We start from the raw sequence: 19219 nt of genomic DNA on the forward strand, positions 1-19219 counted from the left end.
CCAGTGTAGCGGGCTGCCCTGCCCTCGTCCAGTTGCCAGCAGCGACATTCCGGGCATTAAAAATGCCATACGGACATTTCCGAGAGGTTACTGTTCGTTGCCACACCATCTTGGGCGGGCGCCTCGCGTACACTGAGGCTTTACCAGTTCCAATTTTTTTTCATGCTTGCTACGCTCGAACGAATCGACCCCAACAGTGACAACATCGACCTGCTGGTCGAGTTGGTCTGCCATCTGCGCCCGCGCCAGCGCTGGGTATGGCAAACCGTGGACGATCCTGCCCAGTCCGTACGTACGCTGACCCAGCTCCTCAAGGGAAATCCCGACCAGGCATGGGCATTGCGCCGCTACATCACCACGCTGCTTGAAAAGCGCCGCCACACGAGTCTGTATAGCGACATCGGCATCCTGTCGAACGACGGCTTCGTCACCGAGCTGAAAAGCCGCATCACGTACCGGATTTTGCCGCCGGCACTGGAAGACCTGTATTTGTCCGATGCGCTCGATCAGGTACTGTACCGCCAGGACGATTACGAATGGATACGCGCGGTGCCCGACACCGACTGGATGGCGCTGTTCCATGTGATCGAAAGCGCGCCGGTTCCGGCCGACGCGAATCCCGGCCGCGCGCGGGTGGTCACGCTCAAGGGTCTGCTCGATGCGATCCGCACGCTGTCATGCCGCGTCTGCGCGCTGGGCCTGGAGCCGCGCCTGGTGCACAGCTACAGCCAGATCGAGAACTTCGATTCGCCATTCCTGATGCAGAATATTGAGGTCAACCGGTACCTGGATGAATACGCGCGCTACCTGAACGGCGACATCCCGCGTCCGGACGACGCCCGCCACCTGCTCGTGATGCTCGACCAGTGCGAAGACGTCGTGCTCAAGATCCGGCGCCTGGCGCTGAGCAGCGGTACCAGCATCGCCCTGACCTATCTGCTGGTCGCGCTGCAGCAAAGTATCGACCGCCTGCAAAAACTGCTGTTCCTGGTGGACGTTCCCGAGGTCGACGCGACGGCTGACACACCCGACCCGACGGCCGCGACCCAGGATGTGCTGAGCGCCATGGCGACCGGGACCCCGCAGCTTGCCGACGCGGCTGCCGCACCGGTCACGCTGACGCCGCAAGGCAACATCGCCGTCGTCACCGACCAGCCGGCGCCGGAATTGACGCTGCGCGAGCGCGCCGTGATCGAACTGGCGGAAGAACTGATCGAAGCGCACAACACCAAATACCAGGTGACGAACCTGGTGCGCGACAACGTCGACCTGCTGGCACGCAATGTCACCGAAAACGCCAGCCGCACCGGCGAGCATTACATCGCTGAAGACCGCAAGGGCTTGCGCAAGATGCTGTGGTCGTCTTCCGGCGCCGGCTTCATCGTCGGCTTCATGGCGCTGCTCAAGATCCTGCTCGGCTATCTGCACTCGCCGCCACTGGTGCAGGCATTTTTGTTCAGCATGAATTACTCGTTCGGCTTCGTACTGATTCACATGCTGCACTTCACCGTCGCGACCAAGCAACCGGCCATGACGGCCCAGCGCATTGCCGCCTCGCTGCACCGCTCGGAAACGGGCCGTGGACTCGACGTCGACCGGCTCGCTGAGCTCGTCAATAAAGTATTCCGCACCCAGATGGTCGCGGTGCTCGGCAACGTGCTGGTCGCGTTCCCGGTGGCCTGGGCCATCGCCGAGAGCGTGCGCTGGTACCGGGGCGAGCATCTGGTCGACCCGATCAAGGCGCTGCACCTGCTCAACGAGATCGATCCGGTCAACAGCCTGGCCCTGTTCTATGCTGCGGTGGCAGGCGTCTGGCTGTTCGTGGCCGGCCTGGTGTCGGGCTACTACGACAACAAGGCCCTGTACACCCGCATGGGCCAGCGCGTCCAGCAATTGCGCGGCTTGCGCACCCTGCTCGGCCCCGAACGGCTGGCGCGCCTGGGTGGGTATGTCGAGAACAACCTCGGTGGCCTGATGGGTAATTTCTTCTTCGGCATCCTGCTTGGCACCACGGGCACGGTCGGCTTCCTGCTGGGCCTGCCGATCGACATCCGTCACATCACGTTTTCGGCCGCCAATTTCGCGACCGCACTGGTGGCGCTCGACTACCAGATGACGGTGCCGCAGATCATCAACGCCACCGCCGGCGTGCTGCTGATCGGCACGATCAACCTGCTGGTCAGCTTCGGCCTGGCGCTCTGGGTCGCCCTGCGCGCACGCAAGATCCGCTTCAAGCGCGGTATCCTGCTGGTGCAGGCGCTGGGCCGCCGCTTTGCCTATTCACCGGTCGAGTTCTTCCTTGGCCCCAAGCACCGCCAATTGGCGCCCCCCGATACCGATCCTGTACGAGGACCAAAATGATCAAACAGCGCTTCGCCGCCTGGTGTGCCATCGCCGCTCTCGCCTGCGCGGTCACCGCATGCAAGTCACTGCCCGATGCCAGCACCATGACGGGAACGCCCGGCCAGTCCACGCCGACGGTCACGACCCAGCACGGCGAACTCAAGCAGAAGCAGGCGGCGGCGTTGCTCAAGCGCCGCTGGGCGCGCGCATCGACCGACCTCAAGGGACTGGCGGTGCTGGAAGAACAGGCCACCGGTGTGCCGATGATCGCCGGCAATGCCGTCACGCTGCTGTTCGATGGCCCGGCGACGATGCGCGCGATGATGGCAGCGGCGCGCGCGGCCAACAAATCGATCAACCTGGAAACCTATATTTTCGATCACGACGAGATCGGCGGGCAGTTCGCCGAAATCCTGATGCAGAAACGCCGCGAAGGCGTGGTGGTCAATGTCATGGTCGACGGGGTCGGGACGCTGTCCACCCCCCGGGAATTCTTCGACCGGCTGCGCCAGGCCGGCGTGAACGTGCTGGTGTTCAATCCGGTGGACCCGACCAAGCGCCCCGGCAAGTGGGCGCTGAACAACCGCGATCACCGCAAGATCATGATTGTCGACGGCCTCGTGGCCTTTACCGGCGGCATCAATATCAGCAGCACGTACGCCAACAGCTCGCTGTTTCGTTCCAAGAAGCGCCCGGATGACGTGAGCCAGGACAAGATCGGCTGGCGCGATACCCACATCAAGATCCAGGGCCCCGCCGTCGGCGCGCTGCAATGGGCATTCATCGACAACTGGGTGCACCAGGATGCCGGTGAATTGCCGCAGATCGATTACTTCCCACAACTGGCGCCAGCCGGCGACAAGGTGGTGCGCGTGCTGGCCACGTCGCCGGACCGCGATTCAACCATCTACAAGTCGCTCATCGTCGCCATTGGCGAATCGAAGAAATCGATCCACCTGACCGCCGCGTACTTCGTGCCGGACCGCCAGATCGTCGACAGCCTGATCGCTGCGGCCCGGCGCGGCGTGGACGTGCAGCTCGTGCTGCCGGGCGTGTCGGATCATGGCTTCATCCGGCATGCGGGCGAATCGTTCTACGAAGAGCTGCTCGAGGGCGGCGTGCGCATTCACCAGTTGCAGGTCGCCGTCTTGCACGCCAAGACCACGGTGATCGACGGCATGTGGTCGTCGATCGGCTCGGCCAATATCGACCGCCGAAGCTTTATCCACAACTATGAAGTCAATGTGGTCGTGCTGGACCTGGCCTTCGGGCGCGAGATGGAGGCCGCCTTCAAGGAAGACATCGTCCATTCAAAGGAAATCAAGCTCGACGCCTGGCAACGGCGACCATGGTCGGACCGCCTGCGCGAGGCGATGGCGCGCCTGACCGAATACTGGATCTGAGCGCCAGGCGGCGCGTCAGATCCCCGCGGCCAGCATGCCGTCGGCGTGGGGTGACCAGACGCTGCCCGCCTGCATGAACTTTTCGGTCGTGATCACTTCAAACTTGCCGCCTACGGCATCCCAGCCATAGCGGTCGATCTCGACCCGGTGCGCATCCACCCGCACCACATTGAACGAGTTCACTTCGCCGCGCCCGCGCGTCGACGTGGCCGTGCCGGCCTGGATCACCAGCGCCGCATAGGCATCGATCTGGTAACGCGCCGCCGTGCTGCCGGCGTGACTGGCGTGCATGTGGCCGGCCATCAGGATATCCACGCCGGTTTCTGCAAAGACTTCCATCGCCAGTGGCGCGCGCACGACCAGGTCGCGCTTCTCGAAATGGTCCGGTAAATCGAATGGATGGTGCGTGACGACGATGCGCGTGATGTCCGGCGCCAGACCGCTCAGGCGCTCGCGCAGGCCGGCGATCTGCTCGTGGCTGACGCGCCCGTCCTTGATCGTCAGCGAACGGGCCGTGTTCAGGCCCACGACGGCAATCTCGTCGTCGATGAAGACCGGCTCGAGATTGTCGGTGATGTAGCGGCGGTAGCGCGACAGCGGCCGGGCAAACCGGCGCAGCACGTTGTACAGCGAGATATCGTGGTTGCCCGGGACAACGATCTGGGGCCCCGGCAGTGAGTCGAGGAACGCGCGCGCCTCCTCGAATTCTTCCACCTTGGCGCGCTGGGTCAGGTCGCCCGAAATGACGACGACATCGGCCGCGATCGCGTGCACGAGATCGCGCAACGGGCCCAGCAGGGCTTGGTCGACGCGGCCGAAGTGCAGGTCGGACAGGTGAACGAGAGTACGCATCGAAAAATTCCTTACATGTCTTGAGGTGAAGCCGCGCCGGACTCGCGCCGCTCACGGGCTCTGCGGCGGCGATTGAGGGTGGCGGTGCCACTGATGCAGATTGCGAGCCAGCCGCAGCCTTCCACCAGTGCGGCCAGGATGTCGGTGAGATAGTGCGCGCCGAGATACATGCGCGAGAACGCCACGGCGCCGATCATCAGGGCGGCGAGCACGAACGGCAGCACCCTGCCTGGCCACGTGCGCGCGTGGCGCGCGACATAGCAGGCCAGCACGCCGTACAGCACGGTGGCGGCCATCGTATGCCCGCTGGGGAAACTGTAGGTGGTCAAGGTGACGATCGGCTCATCGAAGTGCGGCCGCGCGCGCTCGAACGTGTGCTTGAGCGCGACGTTGAGCAGCATTCCGCCCGGCACGCTGGCGATGACGGCCACCGTCCAGTAACGCTGGCCGGTGCGATACAGCCAAAGCGCGACGCAGAAGGCCAGGACGAGAATGCCGGGCGTGCTGTGCATGTGGGTCAGGATCAGGAGGGCTTCACGCAGCAGGCCGCCCTGGCGCGCGTGCAGGTGCAGCCAGTTGGCGACCTCGGCGTCGAATTGCGTGATCGGCGCACCGGCCACGACGGCGCCGGCGAGCTGGGCGAACACCGCCATGGCAGCGAGCAGCAGCGCCACGCCGATGGTCAGGTGCAGCCCGTACTCGCCCTCGGGCGAGAAGCGGTTGGCGGCGAAACGCTGGAGTCGGGGCAGTGTTTTGGTCATGATGACGCGATTATGACTGACTTGGCGAAAATACCACACACGGCAAAAAGTACTGTATGCCCGAACAGTAACTGTTGATTCATACAGTGGTTGTGGTATTCTTACTTCACTGCATAACCACTCGATACGAGGAAACGAACATGACCACGCTCAACAGCTCTTTTGGTATGGAACACGCCCCGACCCCTTTCATGGTCCGCATTGGCCGTCGCGAAATCCTGGTGACGCGCGACTTCCGCAAGCGTTTCTATGCCGTCAATCCGGTCATCGAGTGCGATACGGGCGTCGAAGCCGGCCATGTCGAAATCCTGCTGTTCCGCCGCTGGCTGCTCATCCTGTCGAAGGCACATTGAGCCCCAAGGGCGCCGGCGCAAAAAACGCATAAGGTTGCTTGAATTTATTCGTTATGTTTCTATAGCCAAAGACCGTACGCTACCGTCTCCGACCTAGAGAAAGATAACAATGCTTCGCAAAACCTTCATCAGCTCGCTGGCAGCCCTGACCCTTCTGGCGCACGCACCTGCATTTGCTGCCGACATCAGCCTGCTCAACGTATCTTATGATCCGACACGCGAGCTGTACCACGAGTTCGACGCGGCGTTTGCCAAGCACTGGAAAGCAAAAACCGGCGACAACGTCACGATCAAGCAATCGCACGGCGGCTCGGGCAAGCAGGCGCGCTCGGTGATCGACGGCCTGCAGGCCGACGTCGTCACACTCGCGCTGGCGTACGACATCGATGCCATCCGCGACAAGGGGCTGATCAATCCGGGCTGGGAAAAAAAGCTCAACTACCGCAGCGCGCCATACACGTCGACCATCGTGTTCCTGGTGCGCAAGGGCAATCCAAAACAGATCCGTGACTGGGGCGACCTCGTCAAGCCGGGCGTGTCGGTGATCACACCGAATCCGAAGACGTCGGGCGGCGCGCGCTGGAACCACCTGGCTGCCTACGGCTACGCGCTGCGCCAGCCGGGCGGCAACGATGCGAAGGCGCGCGACTACCTTGCGCGCCTGTACAAGAACGTGCCGGTACTCGACTCGGGCGCCCGTGGTGCCACCACCACCTTCGTCGAGCGCGGCATCGGCGACGTATTGCTGGCCTGGGAAAACGAAGCCCTGCTGGCGCTGCGCGAACTCGGCCCGGACAAGTTCGAGATCGTCGCGCCGTCGGTCAGCATCCTGGCCGAGCCGCCGGTGGCCGTGGTCGACAAGACCGTCGACAAGCGCGGCACCCGGCCGGTGGCGCAGGCGTACCTTGAGTTCCTGTACGGCGACCAGGGCCAGGACATCATCGCCAAGAACTACTACCGCCCGTCGGTCGAGAAGTTCGCCAAGAAATACGCATCGCAGTTCCCGCAGATCAAGCTGTTCCAGATCAGCGATTTTGGCGGCTGGACTGCGGCGCAGAAAACGCACTTTTCCGATGGCGGTGTGTTCGACCAGATCTACTCGAGCAAGTAAGGCGTGGCACCTGCCCCGCGGCTGCTCACGTACAGTCCTCATGAAACGCCGTTCCCGCATCGTGTGGGGACGGCGTTTTTTTTATTGGGGCCGTCCGCACGCCCCGTCCCGCCCATGCTGGCGGCACGCGCCGCCGACGCCCTTGCCCATCTGGCCGAAGAACTCACCACGCTTGGCGCCGAGGTCGTCACCGTCATGGCCGACGTCGGCAATATCGACGACGTGGCGCGCATTCGTGAGGCCCCATCGAGGGTTTCGGCGGTATCGAGCGCAGCAAATACACGGCGGCGGCGCTGCGCTCGAATACACTGAGCACCGCCCTGCTGGGCGGCGGCGCCTTGTTAGCGGCTTGCGTCCTGACCCGGCGGACGGCTCGCCAGGAAGTCGGTGTCCTCTTCGGTCAGTGGCAGGTCGGGGATGGACTCGATGCGGTCGGTGTCGATGTCGGCGCCGTCCCGGACGACAGCGTCGCGCCCGGCAGCGGCGCGTTCACCCGTACCGCTGCGATCGCTGTCGCCCGAAAAATCGGCGTCGCCGACATCCGGACCGGCCGTCTCGCCTGCATGCCCGGCTTCGAGGTCGGACGTGGTGCCGCCGTCGAAGTCGAGTATCTGCTCCGGATCGATATTGGTGGCAAAGCCAGGCCCGCCAACGACATCGCTGCCGGTGTCCGACAGGTCGCTCGGGCCGAGCGCATCAACGCCATGGCCCTTGCCCAGGCTGCGGTCTGGTGCTTCCGGGAAGTTATCCGGATCAAGTGTGCTGGTGCCAGTCATAAGGTCTCCTCAATAGTTAATGAACCATGAAGACACATTACTGAATTTCGCCGATTCCTGTCGCAGCGTAGGGATGGCGCGCGCACCATCACATGGTCGTCAGAACGCGCGTCGCATCCCGACGTTGAGTGCCGAACCATTGCCCGGCCTGGCGCCGCGCTCTACGCCGGCCAGATGCTGGATGCGCGAATACGCCGCGTAGAAATCCATACGGCGCGAAACGGCATAGCTGGCACCAACTGCGAGCTGGCGCGCATCGCGATTGGACAGGTCGCGGTCGTTGCGGCGGATGTACGAGGCCAGCAGCGTGGTTGAATGGTTCATGGGCACGGCCACGCCGGCCAGCACGTCGCGGCTGTTGGTCGAGCGCGTGGCGGCCACGCCAGCGCTGTAGGGATTATCAGGATTGAACAGCGGCGAGCTGCCCCAGCCGCGGCTGGCGCTGTAGGCAGCGTATGCCGTGCCCCAGTCGAAACGCATATTGGCCGCGACGATGGAATTCTTGGCGGCCATCGTGATGTCGATCTGGTCATAGCGCGTGACCTTGGCCACGTTGCGGTTCTGGTGGGCCGCGCGAATGTTCAGCGGACCCAGATTGACGCCGACCGACATGCCCCAGGCGCGGCCCGAGGGGGAGCCGTCGACATCGCCCTTGCCCCACTTGGCGCCGGTCGAGACGCCGGCAAACGTGCCTTCGTAGGCGATGCTGTCGTCGGCGCGTGCGCCGCGCGGTGCAGCCTGCGCGGAAAGCCCGCCGTGGAACGGGTCGCCCACATCATTGAGCGTCGTGTAATCGATATTGAATTGGCGGCCGACGGTCAGCGTGCCCGGGCTGCTCCGCCTGGACGTTGGCTCGGGATCGCCGGCAGTTTCACGGGTGAAAACAGCATTGCCGCCAGGCGCATTCAAACCATCGGCGCGTGTCGCAAGTTGCAGTTGGGCCTGGCAATCCTGCGCACAGACGGTTTCAGGGATCACGGCGCTGCCGGCAGCCCTTGCGGTGGCCGCCGATTCTTGCGCCGAAGCACATACCGCACTTGATCCCAGCACGGCCATAGCGATGAAAGACATTTTCATGGCGTCACACTCTCCCTGACACCTACTATCCGCCAAATGTGGCGAACCCATCTGTCTAATACTTCACATTACGCCATATGAGGCTGCGTCAGATCCGTCATCGCGCAGCCAGTGCAACCGATCATACTCTACCGGCGCAGGCCCGCAAAGCCCGCCGGCTCCCACTCGCGTAGTGCGAGCAGCAAGCCGGTGCCACGCCGCTGCGCCAGTGGCGCCGCCAGGGATTCGTCGTGCAATTGCGCAAAGCAGCTACGCAATTGCCGCAGTTCCTGTTGCAGCTTGGCGCGCGCGCTTTCGGTCAGCATCCCGTGCGCAAAGTCGAGCGACTCGCCCACGCCGCAAAACGCGCCGGCCACGAATTCCGGCAAGCCCTGCTCGCGAAAGTATGCACGGATCGGGCCGTGGGGCAACCAGTCAAAATCGCGCGCCACGTTCACACGGATGCGGTTTCCGGGCAGAAGCGAGATCAGCTGCAGGCGGTCGAGATGGAGCAGATGCTGGACGCACTGCGCTTCGGTAAGGGCATAGGCGCCGAGGATGTCGAGCATGCGCCAGTGGTTCAGCGCGCAGACAGCGACGAGCAACAGTTTCGGGTCCGACACCAGCTCGGCCTCCTGCTCGGGGCTCAAGGTGCACAGCCGGCGCTGGCCGTTCTGTGCTTCCTGCGTGATTTCAGCGAGGGTGAAGCCAAGCAGGCTGCAGATTTCGACGATGCGGTCGAGCGTAAACTGCTCGCTGGCGAACAGGCGCTTGACACTCGGCTCGGACAGGCCGAGAGCAACGGCAACGTCACGGTAGGTCAGCCCTTGCAGTTTCAGCTGACGCTTGATGGTGGCGATGATCTGGCTGATTTGGGTCATGAGGGTACTGGCAATCACAAAGGAACACTTGGGGCGTGAAGGCCAGTACGCGCCCTCACACTGGTACGGCAGCCAGGGCCACCGCATTCTTGCCGCCGCGCTTGGCGGCGTACATGGCATGGTCGGCGCGCGCCAGCCAGGCATCGAGATCGGGCTTGTCGCCCGGCGCAAAGACCGCAACGCCAATGCTGGCGCCCACGGTCACGTCAGTGGTGCTGAGCTGATACGGCTCGCGCACGCGGTCAAGTAGCTTCCAGGCAGTTTCCTCGGCATCGGTGCGCGACGTCAGCATTTCCAGCACGACGACGAATTCGTCACCTGCCAGGCGCGCGACCATGTCGGTCAGGCGTATAGCCCCGGCCAGGCGCGCGCCGAACTGGCGCAGCAATTCGTCGCCTTCTTCGTGGCCATGGTTATCATTGACTGCCTTGAAGCCATCCATGTCGATGAACAGCAACGCCGCCGGGCGCCCGCCCCGGCTGGCACGGCCCATCGCCTCGGGCAGCGCTTCGAGCAGCGCCCGCCGGTTCGGCAAGCCCGTCAGCACATCGCGCAGCAGCAGCGCCTGCAGTTCCGCTGTGCGCTGCGCCACCTTCGATTCCAGGTGTTCATTCATCTGCTGCAAGGCGCGCCGGTAGTCCGCTTCGCTGTCGACCAGGTTGCGCATCGTGCGCGACAGCATATTGGCTTCGTAGAAGCCCTGGATATGCGGGATCGCCGGCAATTCATGGCCGCCAGCGGTCGCTTCCGTCACCCGCTCGATCGCTTCGCCCAACCGCGTCATCGGGCGCGCCAGGCGCTGCGCCAGCAAGGCCGCGACCACGGCCAGCACGACACCCAGCAAGGCGCTCCACATCAACATCCGGTGCTGCAGCAGTTTGGCGCTCTGCAAGGCCTTGTCTTCGTCCTGGCGTACCAGCACCGCCCAGTTCAGCGACGCTTGGTTGCCGATTTGGCCCGTCTGGCTATAGCCGGTGAGATAGGTACGCCCATCGGGCCATGCTTCGCGCAGCGCGCCCGTGTCGCCCAACTTGGCGCGGCGCAGGCTTTCTGTTGAAATCTTTTTCTCGACCAGTTCTGGCGGGCCAAGCATGACCGTCCCGTCATTGCGCACGACCAGGATCTCGGCGCCGTACTCGCGCAGTGCCGGGGTCAGAAGCTTGCGCGCCTGACGCCGTGCCCAGTCCCAGCTCAGGTGCAGGCCGAGCACGGCGAACAGTTCGCCATCCTGGCTGAACACGGGCGTGGACACATCGACAAAGCGCCACGGATCGGCGCCATGAGGCATGAGCTTTTCAAGCATCAAGGCGGGATGGTAATCGGTGGCGCGCACGCCCATCTGGCCGGACTTGAACCACGGCCGGGCGCTGACGTCCGCGCCTTCGAGCAGTCCCTTGGTCGAGGCTGTTACCTTGCCGTCGCTGTCGGCCAGGCCGATCCAGGCGTAATCGGGGAAGGTTTGCTGCAGGCTTTCCAGCGCAACGCGCGCGGAAGCCGGATTGCGTGCCTGACGCACCTGTGGCAAGGCAGCAAGAAGGCGCGCGTCACCGGTGGCCTGCTCGACCACGCGGTTGAGCGAATCGCGCATTTGCCAAGACAACTGTTGGAGCCGCAACTGCGCTTCAGCATTGGCCTGACGCACCGCAAAATGGTTGACCACTGCCAGCAGCAGAGCGACCGTCAGTGCCACCGTGGCGCACACGGCCAGCGTCATCAGGGTGGACAGTCGAAACCTACAGAGCAAACCTTGCATGTGCGGTATTAGCAAACGGGTAATAGCTCGTCATGATAGCGCCGAAACCATGCGTGAATCGGAATTGCTGCAGATGCGCCATGGAAATACAATTTCCGGTCCGCTATTTTGGATGAATTGCAACACTGTAACGGAGATTGGCAGGCCTGACCACCTCCAGGACAAGATTGCCATGCCAAGCCGGCCATGCCGGATGGCACTCCCCCTGGCCGTCAGCGGTACCGACTTTGCTGCTACCGGTCGATTACTATCTGGTAACAACCTTTCAACCATTCGATCCAGAGGCCCTGTCCATGTCGTATCGTTCCCTGCTTCCCCTGCTTGCCATATCTCTCGTCGTGGCCGCGCCGGGCGCGACCGCGTCGCCAGGCGCACCGGTGATCGCCATCGACACTGGCAGAGTGGCAGGCTCGACCGATGTAGGCGTCACCAGCTGGAAAGGCATCCCGTTCGCCGCCCCGCCGCTGGGCAAGCTGCGCTGGCGAGCGCCAGCGCTTGCCCAGCCGTGGCCGGGCGTGCGTCCGGCCACGGCCTATGCGGCAGATTGCATGCAGGTGCCCTTCCCCAGCGACGCTGCCCCACTGGGCACGACGCCGAGCGAAGACTGCCTGTACCTGAATGTCTGGAAGCCGGCCGACGCCAAGGGCGCACTGCCCGTCATCGTCTGGATCTATGGCGGCGGCTTTGTCAACGGCGGCGCGTCGCCCCCGACCTATTCCGGCGCCGAACTGGCAAAACAGGGCGCGCTCGTCGTCAGCTTCAACTACCGCATCGGGCGCTTCGGCTTCTTTGCCCATCCACAGCTGACGCGTGAAACCGGCGTCAACGGCGTTGTTGGCAACTATGGCTTCATGGACCAGATCGCGGCGCTGGAATGGGTCAAGCGCAATGTGGCAGCGTTTGGCGGCGATCCGTCCAATGTCACCATCGCCGGTGAATCGGCGGGCGGCATGTCGGTCAATACGCTGCTGACTTCGCCAATGAGCAAGGGCTTGTTCGCCAAGGCAGTCGTGATGTCGGGCGGCGATGGTGCAGCAGCGCCAACGCCGATGGCGGACATCGAACAGATCGGCGTGAATTTCGCGACCGGCAAGGGCATCGCGGCGGACGCGCCGAACGCACTCGAGAAACTGCGGGCGCTGCCGGCAGACATGATCGCCGACGGCTTGAACCTGGCGAACTTCATGCAGCGCGACAAGCCGACGTATCACGGGCCGTATGTCGACGGCAAGCTGGCCATCGATTCACACGCCGCATTTGCCGCCGGCCGCATGCACAAGGTACCGGTGATGATCGGTGCAACCAGCGCCGATATCGGCGGCAAGACCGGGTATATGGTCGCCGGTGCGCGCAGTCTGGCAGCGACGCTGGCCGGGCATGGCGCGCCCGTGTATGCGTACCGGTTTTCCTACGTGCACCAGGCAAACGAGAAACCGGGCGCTGGCGCCGGGCATGCAACGGATATTCCGTTCTTCTTCGATACGGTGGCCATCAAGTACGGGGCGCAGGCGACGGCCCGCGATCTTGGCATGGGCAAGGCGATGAGCACGTATATGGTGAATTTCGCCAGAAGCGGCAATCCCAACGGCGCCGGGTTGCCGGTATGGGAACGGTATGCGCGTGCAGCCGACGCGATCATGGACTTCACCGCAAACGGCACCCCGGTGATGGGCAAGGATGCCTGGGGCGCCGACATCGATGGGGCGCAAGCGACGCCCACCAAGCCTGGCGAGCGTCGCTGAAGCGCCGTTCTTCAACGGCGGGCCTTGCATCAGGCCAGTTGCGCCTGGTAAGGAACGGCGCTGGCGCTGACGCGACGCGGCGTGACCGGCTTGGCCGGCGCCGACACGGCTGACGGCGCGATCTTGAACACGCTGACCCGTTCGGCCAGCCCGGCAGCGCTTTCCTGCAACGATGTGGCGGCGCTCGCGGCTTCCTCGACGAGGGCCGCGTTCTGCTGCGTGACCTGATCCATCTGGCTGATCGCCTGGTGAATCTGCTCGATGCCCGAGCTCTGCTCGGCGCTGGCCACGCTGATTTCACCCATGATGCCCGCCACCCGGCGCACGCTCTGCAAGATTTCTTCCATCGTTGCACCGGCCTGGTCGACCAGGCGCGTGCCCGCATCCACCTTGCTGACCGAGTCGCCGATCAATTCCTTGATTTCCTTGGCGGCACTGGCCGAGCGCTGCGCCAGATTGCGCACTTCGCTCGCAACGACGGCAAAGCCACGGCCCTGCTCACCGGCACGCGCAGCTTCCACGGCGGCATTGAGCGCCAAGATATTGGTCTGGAACGCGATGCCGTCGATGACGCCGATGATGTCAACGATCTTGCGGGCTGACGCATTGATCTCGCCCATGGTGCCCACGACTTCGGTCACGACCGCGCCGCCACGGGTCGCGATCTGCGTGGCCGATGCCGCCAGCTCATTGGCCTGGCGCGCATTTTCCGCATTCTGACGCACCGTGCTGGTCAACTCTTCGACGGACGCCGCGGTCTCTTCGATCGCGCTGGCCTGCTGTTCGGTACGCGACGACAAGTCCATATTGCCGGCGGCGATCTGCGTCGACGCCGTGGCAATCACTTCACTTTCACTACGCACATCCTTGACGATACCCGCCAGCGATGCGGTCATGTCGCGCATGGCTGCCAGCAGCTGGCCAAATTCATTGGTCGACTTCACCGGCGCTTGCAGACTCAGGTCGCCATCGGCAACACGGCGTGCAACGGCCACGGCTTGCATCAGCGGCGTATTGATCGCACGGACCAGGTAGAAAGCTGCACTGATGCTGAGCAGGATTGCCACGACGATGGCAGCGATCACGAACGCGTTGAGCATGGCAAGTTCCTGGTGCAGCTCCTTGCCCTGGAGGACGATGCGCTCGTTCATCAGCGCCTGTAAAGCAGCAAATGCATCGGTCGACTTGTTGTACGTCGGGTTAATTTGTTTGCCGAGCATCAGATTGGCGTCATCCCACTGGCCCGCCTCGATGGCGCGCATGGCTCTGCCGATCAGGTCGATACCCAGGTTGTCACTGGCAGCCATCCACGCACCAAAACGCTCGCGGGTTTCGGCAAAGCGCAGACTCGCCTGCAGCTTCTGCTGCTCCTTGCGGATTTCTTCGCTGTTCTTGGCAATGAAGTCAGTATGGAACGCCAGCGGATGGTTATGCAGCGCCGCATGCTTGTTCTCAGGATTGTGCTGCAGCGCCTGCAGGATGTGGCTGCGGTTGGTTTCCATGCGCATTTTCAGGTCGGACAAACCGACCTGCTGGTTGGCTGTGGTGAGCGCGAGGTTTTCGAGGAGATCGACGGCGCGTTGTGTGGAATGGTAGCCAATGGCGCCGACGGTGATCACCGCGAAGATGAGCAAGCCGATGACGGCGACAATCACGTACTTGATGCTGAAGTTTTTCATGATGGAGGGAAAGTGGGGCGCGATGGATGTCGCTGAGGAAGGTGATTATCCACGCACTTCGGACCGATTCCGCTAAAGAAACATGGCTTTCCGTCTGGCAATATTTACAGTTGTGTTTCGGTCAAGGAAGTTCAATTGCGAGCCGCCGCCAGCTGTCGCCGGGCCACACAGCATTGGCCAGCGACGTTTCTCCTGCGCCGCGTACTCGGCGCCGTTCGAGCCGCTGGGCATATCGCGTTCGATGATGATGTCCCTGCGTCGTTTGACAGCAGGCAGCGCTTGCCTGTCGTTCGCGCGCGATACTGAAACTGGTCGCATCAACGTCACGCAGCGCCATCTCACGTTGCAAAAAAAAGCGTCCGGTTGCAGTACGACACAGGCCGCGCCTGACATCAGCCAGCATCGAGCGGCGCCCGTGCGCGCCGCTTGACCCAGCCGCTCCAGCGTACCGGCTCCACCAGCGCCATATGCGGCACCGTCAGCGCGGCCAATCCGACAAATAGCCATTGGATCAGGCCCGCTTCGAGCGGCTGCGCGCGCCAGCAGTACGCAACTGCGGCGCCAAGCACCAGCGTGCCGAAGGTGGGAAGCAGCGCGGCCCGACCCAGCCGCGCTGCCTGGCCTGCACCAGCGCCGACATAGTGCCAGGTGCGCACGATATGGCGAGCACTGTGCATGACACAAAAAAACACGGCGAACCCCAGTAAAGGCGGCGCAAACAAAGCCAGTGCAGCCGCAACCGCCATTTCGAGGCCGGTCAGCCAGTCGCTGCGCGCCTGCCAGGCCGCCGTCAGGGCAGTTGCCAGCAGCCACGGCCCGCTCAGTTCGTGCAATAGGGAAGCCTGCGCGGCAGCCGCCTGCTGCGTCACCAGGAAGGCGAACAGGCGCCCCATCTCGTCTTCATGGAGCAATGCCGGAAGCACGATCACAGCGCCGCCAAACAGCAGGCGAGCCGTGACAGGGGTACCGCGCGCCGGGTCGCCCGAAAAATGCAGCGCTGACAGCAGCAGGAAGCTCGACAGGAACAGTTGCGGAACGAAATGCCACAACAGCACCACCAACAGCGCCATTCCCAAGTAGGCCAGCACGAATGCGCACCATCCGAGCACACCGTGCACGCCGTACAGCTCTTGGGCGAAGACCGGGTCGAGCGCGCCGTGCGGCACGCCGAGCAGCAGGATGGGTGCAGCGAGCAGAAACAGCACGGCGGCATCGTCCGGTGCGCGCGCGACGCCGGCGACGACGATGGCGGCAACACCGGCGCCGATGGCGCAAAACAACAATCCCTGGACACGTAGCGCCGTCATGGCGCAAACGCACAGCCGCGACGCGCCGTCCGTTTGACGATCGCATCGGGCAGCTGACGCAGAAACCGGCCGGCGGCCTCGCAGGTGGGCGCAATACCCGCCAGTTCGAGCGCGCTCTTACATTGCGGCGTTCCGAGCGGCATTAGATCAAATTGCGTCACGTCGACGATTCGTCGATATTGTGGCTGGCGGCGACACTGTCGGCAGCGCTTGGTCGCTTGCTACGTGATGCCCCGTCCGACCAATTACGTCTCGTAAGACAGCATGCGGGTACATGTTTTCTCTCCAGAAATTAGAAAACTTCCACTGGGGCCAGTGGCCCCAGTGGATGTTGTGCTCACGTCCCGGATTGACGCTTATGCACTGGCGTGTCGATCCGCATGCACCCCGGAAACATATCCGTCGGCGGCAGATTTGCGCACCGCAATCATGTAGATCAGTACACCGAACACCGCTTTTGCGACGATGTCAGCGACCGTGTATCCGACTTGGACAGCCGTGGTAGCGGCACCGCCCGTGAAGCCGATCATCGGGAATACGAAGACCACCGGATAGAAGCACCACGACACGACCGTGAGCCAGCGTGCAGCACTGATCAAGCCGCGCGCTGATTCCGGTTGCGAGTCGATTGACCGTTTCAAGCCGACGAACAAGTCATACACAATGATCAGGAAAGGAATCATTGCCAGCGCCCACCAGAGCCAGCGCGTGCCTGGGATGGTTGAAATTTCACCGGGATACCCAAGAACCACCATCAGTGCTGCCAGAATACCGAGCTTGGTCCCTTTCGCCACCGTTTCGGCCGATGACAAACGCATCACCAGAATCAGTTCGATTAACAGTAGCGGTACCGTTAATAGCCAGTCAACGTAGCGGTAGGCGTCGTTGAATTTGACACCCGTCGCGGTTAACTGGCCTGCCACCACCGTGTACGATGCTTCCCAGGAGGCGAAAATACGCACATAGTGATAAGCCGCTATCAGCGTGACGATACCGGTGATGGTCATGGCAGTCTTGTAGCTGGGCGCCACCTGGGAACGACCCAGAAAAAAGAACACGGTTGCCGCACCCATGACGGCGATGGCAAATGAAAACGCATTAAAAACCAGTTCGTACTGGTTTAGGGAAATGATGTCCATAGTTTCTCCTATCCTTTTGAGTTCACAAGGTAATTATTGTAGTTCCGTCTCAAAACGGATCCTTCACGGATCCTCCTCCTGCTCTTCACAAACGATCATTCCGCGTCTCCTTCAGCAACACGCTCGGCTACGAGCGGCAGAAATACCCTGGATTATTACAGCGCTGTCATTTCGGCCCGGAAGAAAATTTCCCGGAGCGCTTCTTTTACGCACTGCGCGACCACCAAAGATTCGACCAATATTGCTGTAGCATCGATTATTTTATTGAAGCATACAGTCCAAGAACCCTCGTATCTCCTTTGCGAAGTTCGACTACAAATTGGCTCTTTCCGGCCCTTGCTTGGCAATGTCGTGCTCACTGAAGTCGTCGCGATCGGGCAGCGGCAAGACACTTCCCATACTGGATAAGAAGTAGGCGATCGACGGGTAGATGCCGGGAACCAACTGAGAACCGATCGGAGACTCATCCGTGTCGGGCTCTGAGCCTTCCAGACTGGAATGGTTCACTCGCGTCGTCGTCTCAAGCATCACAGCCATGGGAAGCGCATTTTCGGCCAGCACCTGGCCTGTACTGAAACAGTACATCTTCAGGTTTCGTGCGATGGCGTAAAGGAAGGTGGAGAATGCTCTTTGGAAACGCAAGCCCGTCAAGCGTCGATAAGTGTGAAAGAATGCTTCCCGGGTTACTTCCTGGGCCACTGTGGCACTGAGAACCAAGGCGTTGACCAGTGCTGCCACACCGCACTGGTATTTCGTCACAAGTATTGCCAGGGTGCGAAGATCGCTTTCGCAAAAGCAGCGGCGCAACATGTCGTCGACTTTTCCGGTGTCGGAAAGTGGCGGCCAGTAACGTGACTTTAACAATGTTGACATTAGATGCGCTCCTGGAAGCGTCTCCGACGCTCTCTAAATCCGTTGTCTGCTCACTTTAATAACGAACACAATGGTAACCTAGTTTCTATCACGGTCATGTCGCATTTTTTCTTATAAGATTGCCGCCAAGCACCAATAAGAAGAGAACAAATTCGTTCTGGGCTACTTCCTTAATGACTTTATCTTTTTTTATTTATTGCACATATGCACTGTAGCTAATCAAAGACCCAGTGCTCCGCACTGCATTAGTGTAACTATGCAGCGCAGGTCGATTTTAGTTGGGTGACAACGATATTCTTAAACAACGCGATTAGCAAGGATCATCACTGACCTTTTCAAGTCATTGTGCATAGAAACGTCAAGGCCCGTGATCAGTCGATTTTTGAACCAATCTTGAACCGATGTTTTTATATCGTTTTGCATCGCCAATGATTTGCAAGATGTTTGAGTAAATAACGGCCGGGATGGGCCAGGGCCGTTTTTAACGCCATAGGCATGACACATTCCTGCCATGCCGCAACAATCCTCTCGCAGAATGCGCCTCGCTTCTTCGCCGCGCGCCAGCGGCTCACAAAGGTCAGCCAGCATGGTGGCGTCTTATCCGGCAGTGAGGACGCCAGCCTGGGCGATCCTGCTGGTGAAGGTCCGAAGACACGGGAGCGGACGGCGGGGCTTTCAATTGCGGCTTGACGCGTGCGACCAGGTCGTCGCACCTAAGGCCGCAATTTCGCCGTTGGCGCGCTAGTCCGGTGCCTTCGCCGCCTGCCACCAATGCTTGATGTTCTCGAAGCGCGTCTGCTCGCTGACACCGATATCGGGGCTGAGAAGGTATATGGGAGGGTCGGCGAGCTCGCCAAGCCGACGCGATAAGGCGGGAGTTGCGGAAATCGTTTCCGCAAGCTGTTAAGCAATGTGTGAACAGTGTTGCGCCGCAGACGAGTTTCTCAGTCTGCAGAAACGAAAAAGCCGTCGAAAATCAACGGCTTGTTTCTAAATTCTGGCGGAAGCGGTGAGATTCGAACTCACGAACGGCTCACACCGTCGGCAGTTTTCAAGACTGCTGCCTTCAACCACTCGGCCACGCTTCCTGTAGCACGGCATTATACATAATCATCGGCTGGATGAGGGAGTTCTGACCCGGCCGAGCCACCAGTGCCGCCGCCTTGACGAGACCGACCTGAGAAAACGGC

17 protein-coding genes and 1 tRNA gene are annotated in these 19219 nt (G+C 61.9%); 6 read left to right on the forward strand and 12 right to left on the reverse strand.

Features of this window, described 5'->3' with window-relative positions; genetic code table 11:
- The first annotated feature begins 162 nt into the window (after window positions 1-162).
- Both RCH14_RS20030 and cls read left to right on the forward strand, forming a co-directional pair.
- On the forward strand, window positions 163-2361 hold the full coding sequence (locus tag RCH14_RS20030; protein ID WP_343027845.1) for a site-specific recombinase: 2199 nt from the start codon (window positions 163-165) through the stop codon (window positions 2359-2361).
- A complete protein-coding gene (gene cls / locus RCH14_RS20035) occupies window positions 2358-3746 on the forward strand; it encodes a cardiolipin synthase (RefSeq protein WP_343027846.1) in 1389 nt (462 codons plus the stop codon). The genes RCH14_RS20030 and cls overlap by 4 nt, the downstream gene beginning before the upstream one ends.
- Before the next feature lie 15 nt (window positions 3747-3761).
- Here the strand turns inward: cls and RCH14_RS20040 are convergent, their stop codons facing one another.
- Together RCH14_RS20040 and RCH14_RS20045 are read right to left on the reverse strand one after the other, a co-directional pair.
- The gene (locus RCH14_RS20040) at window positions 3762-4598 is read right to left on the reverse strand and encodes a metallophosphoesterase family protein (RefSeq protein WP_343027847.1); all 837 of its coding nucleotides are present in this window, start codon (window positions 4596-4598) and stop codon (window positions 3762-3764) included.
- Window positions 4599-4609: 11 nt separating this feature from the next.
- Window positions 4610-5359 (reverse strand): phosphatase PAP2 family protein, encoded by a 750-nt coding sequence (locus tag RCH14_RS20045; RefSeq protein WP_343027848.1) that lies wholly within the window; start codon window positions 5357-5359, stop codon window positions 4610-4612.
- A gap of 140 nt (window positions 5360-5499) precedes the next feature.
- On the opposite strand from RCH14_RS20045, the gene RCH14_RS20050 reads away from it, so the two are divergent.
- The 3 genes from RCH14_RS20050 (at window position 5500) to RCH14_RS20060 (ending at window position 7135) form a co-directional block, all read left to right on the forward strand.
- The gene (locus RCH14_RS20050; protein ID WP_343027849.1) at window positions 5500-5712 is read left to right on the forward strand and encodes a hypothetical protein; all 213 of its coding nucleotides are present in this window, start codon (window positions 5500-5502) and stop codon (window positions 5710-5712) included.
- A gap of 109 nt (window positions 5713-5821) precedes the next feature.
- Complete coding sequence (locus tag RCH14_RS20055; protein ID WP_343027850.1) at window positions 5822-6823, forward strand: sulfate ABC transporter substrate-binding protein; 1002 nt, start codon at window positions 5822-5824, stop codon at window positions 6821-6823.
- Window positions 6824-6937: 114 nt separating this feature from the next.
- The gene (locus RCH14_RS20060; protein ID WP_343027851.1) at window positions 6938-7135 is read left to right on the forward strand and encodes a hypothetical protein; all 198 of its coding nucleotides are present in this window, start codon (window positions 6938-6940) and stop codon (window positions 7133-7135) included.
- Window positions 7136-7164: 29 nt separating this feature from the next.
- Here RCH14_RS20060 and RCH14_RS20065 read toward each other — a convergent pair whose 3' ends face one another.
- The 4 genes from RCH14_RS20065 to RCH14_RS20080 all read right to left on the reverse strand — a co-directional run bounded on the left by RCH14_RS20065 (window position 7165) and on the right by RCH14_RS20080 (window position 11250).
- On the reverse strand, window positions 7165-7599 hold the full coding sequence (locus tag RCH14_RS20065; protein ID WP_343027852.1) for a hypothetical protein: 435 nt from the start codon (window positions 7597-7599) through the stop codon (window positions 7165-7167).
- Between the two features lie 99 nt (window positions 7600-7698).
- A complete protein-coding gene (locus tag RCH14_RS20070) occupies window positions 7699-8676 on the reverse strand; it encodes a porin (RefSeq protein ID WP_343027853.1) in 978 nt (325 codons plus the stop codon).
- Window positions 8677-8804: 128 nt separating this feature from the next.
- On the reverse strand, window positions 8805-9536 hold the full coding sequence (locus RCH14_RS20075) for a helix-turn-helix transcriptional regulator (RefSeq protein WP_343027854.1): 732 nt from the start codon (window positions 9534-9536) through the stop codon (window positions 8805-8807).
- A 55-nt stretch (window positions 9537-9591) separates the two neighbouring features.
- A complete protein-coding gene (locus RCH14_RS20080) occupies window positions 9592-11250 on the reverse strand; it encodes a diguanylate cyclase domain-containing protein (protein WP_343027855.1) in 1659 nt (552 codons plus the stop codon).
- A 332-nt stretch (window positions 11251-11582) separates the two neighbouring features.
- On the opposite strand from RCH14_RS20080, the gene RCH14_RS20085 reads away from it, so the two are divergent.
- On the forward strand, window positions 11583-13031 hold the full coding sequence (locus RCH14_RS20085; RefSeq protein ID WP_343027856.1) for a carboxylesterase family protein: 1449 nt from the start codon (window positions 11583-11585) through the stop codon (window positions 13029-13031).
- A gap of 29 nt (window positions 13032-13060) precedes the next feature.
- Here the strand turns inward: RCH14_RS20085 and RCH14_RS20090 are convergent, their stop codons facing one another.
- From RCH14_RS20090 to RCH14_RS20115, 6 genes are all read right to left on the reverse strand, one after another.
- Window positions 13061-14710 (reverse strand): methyl-accepting chemotaxis protein, encoded by a 1650-nt coding sequence (locus RCH14_RS20090; RefSeq protein ID WP_343027857.1) that lies wholly within the window; start codon window positions 14708-14710, stop codon window positions 13061-13063.
- 392 nt (window positions 14711-15102) lie between these two features.
- Window positions 15103-16017, reverse strand: coding sequence for a Brp/Blh family beta-carotene 15,15'-dioxygenase (locus RCH14_RS20095; RefSeq protein ID WP_343027858.1), 915 nt, complete (start codon window positions 16015-16017; stop codon window positions 15103-15105).
- Between the two features lie 356 nt (window positions 16018-16373).
- Window positions 16374-17156, reverse strand: coding sequence for a bacteriorhodopsin-like (locus RCH14_RS20100; RefSeq protein WP_343027859.1), 783 nt, complete (start codon window positions 17154-17156; stop codon window positions 16374-16376).
- A 312-nt stretch (window positions 17157-17468) separates the two neighbouring features.
- Window positions 17469-18029, reverse strand: a complete 561-nt coding sequence (locus RCH14_RS20105) for an RNA polymerase subunit sigma (RefSeq protein WP_343027860.1) — start codon at window positions 18027-18029, stop codon at window positions 17469-17471.
- 297 nt (window positions 18030-18326) lie between these two features.
- Window positions 18327-18617, reverse strand: a complete 291-nt coding sequence (locus RCH14_RS20110) for a hypothetical protein (protein ID WP_343027861.1) — start codon at window positions 18615-18617, stop codon at window positions 18327-18329.
- Between the two features lie 410 nt (window positions 18618-19027).
- Window positions 19028-19117 (reverse strand) — tRNA-Ser (locus RCH14_RS20115).
- Between the last annotated feature and the right edge of the window lie 102 nt (window positions 19118-19219).

This window comes from Massilia sp. MP_M2, assembly GCF_039123635.1.
Lineage (GTDB): Bacteria > Pseudomonadota > Gammaproteobacteria > Burkholderiales > Burkholderiaceae_D > Telluria.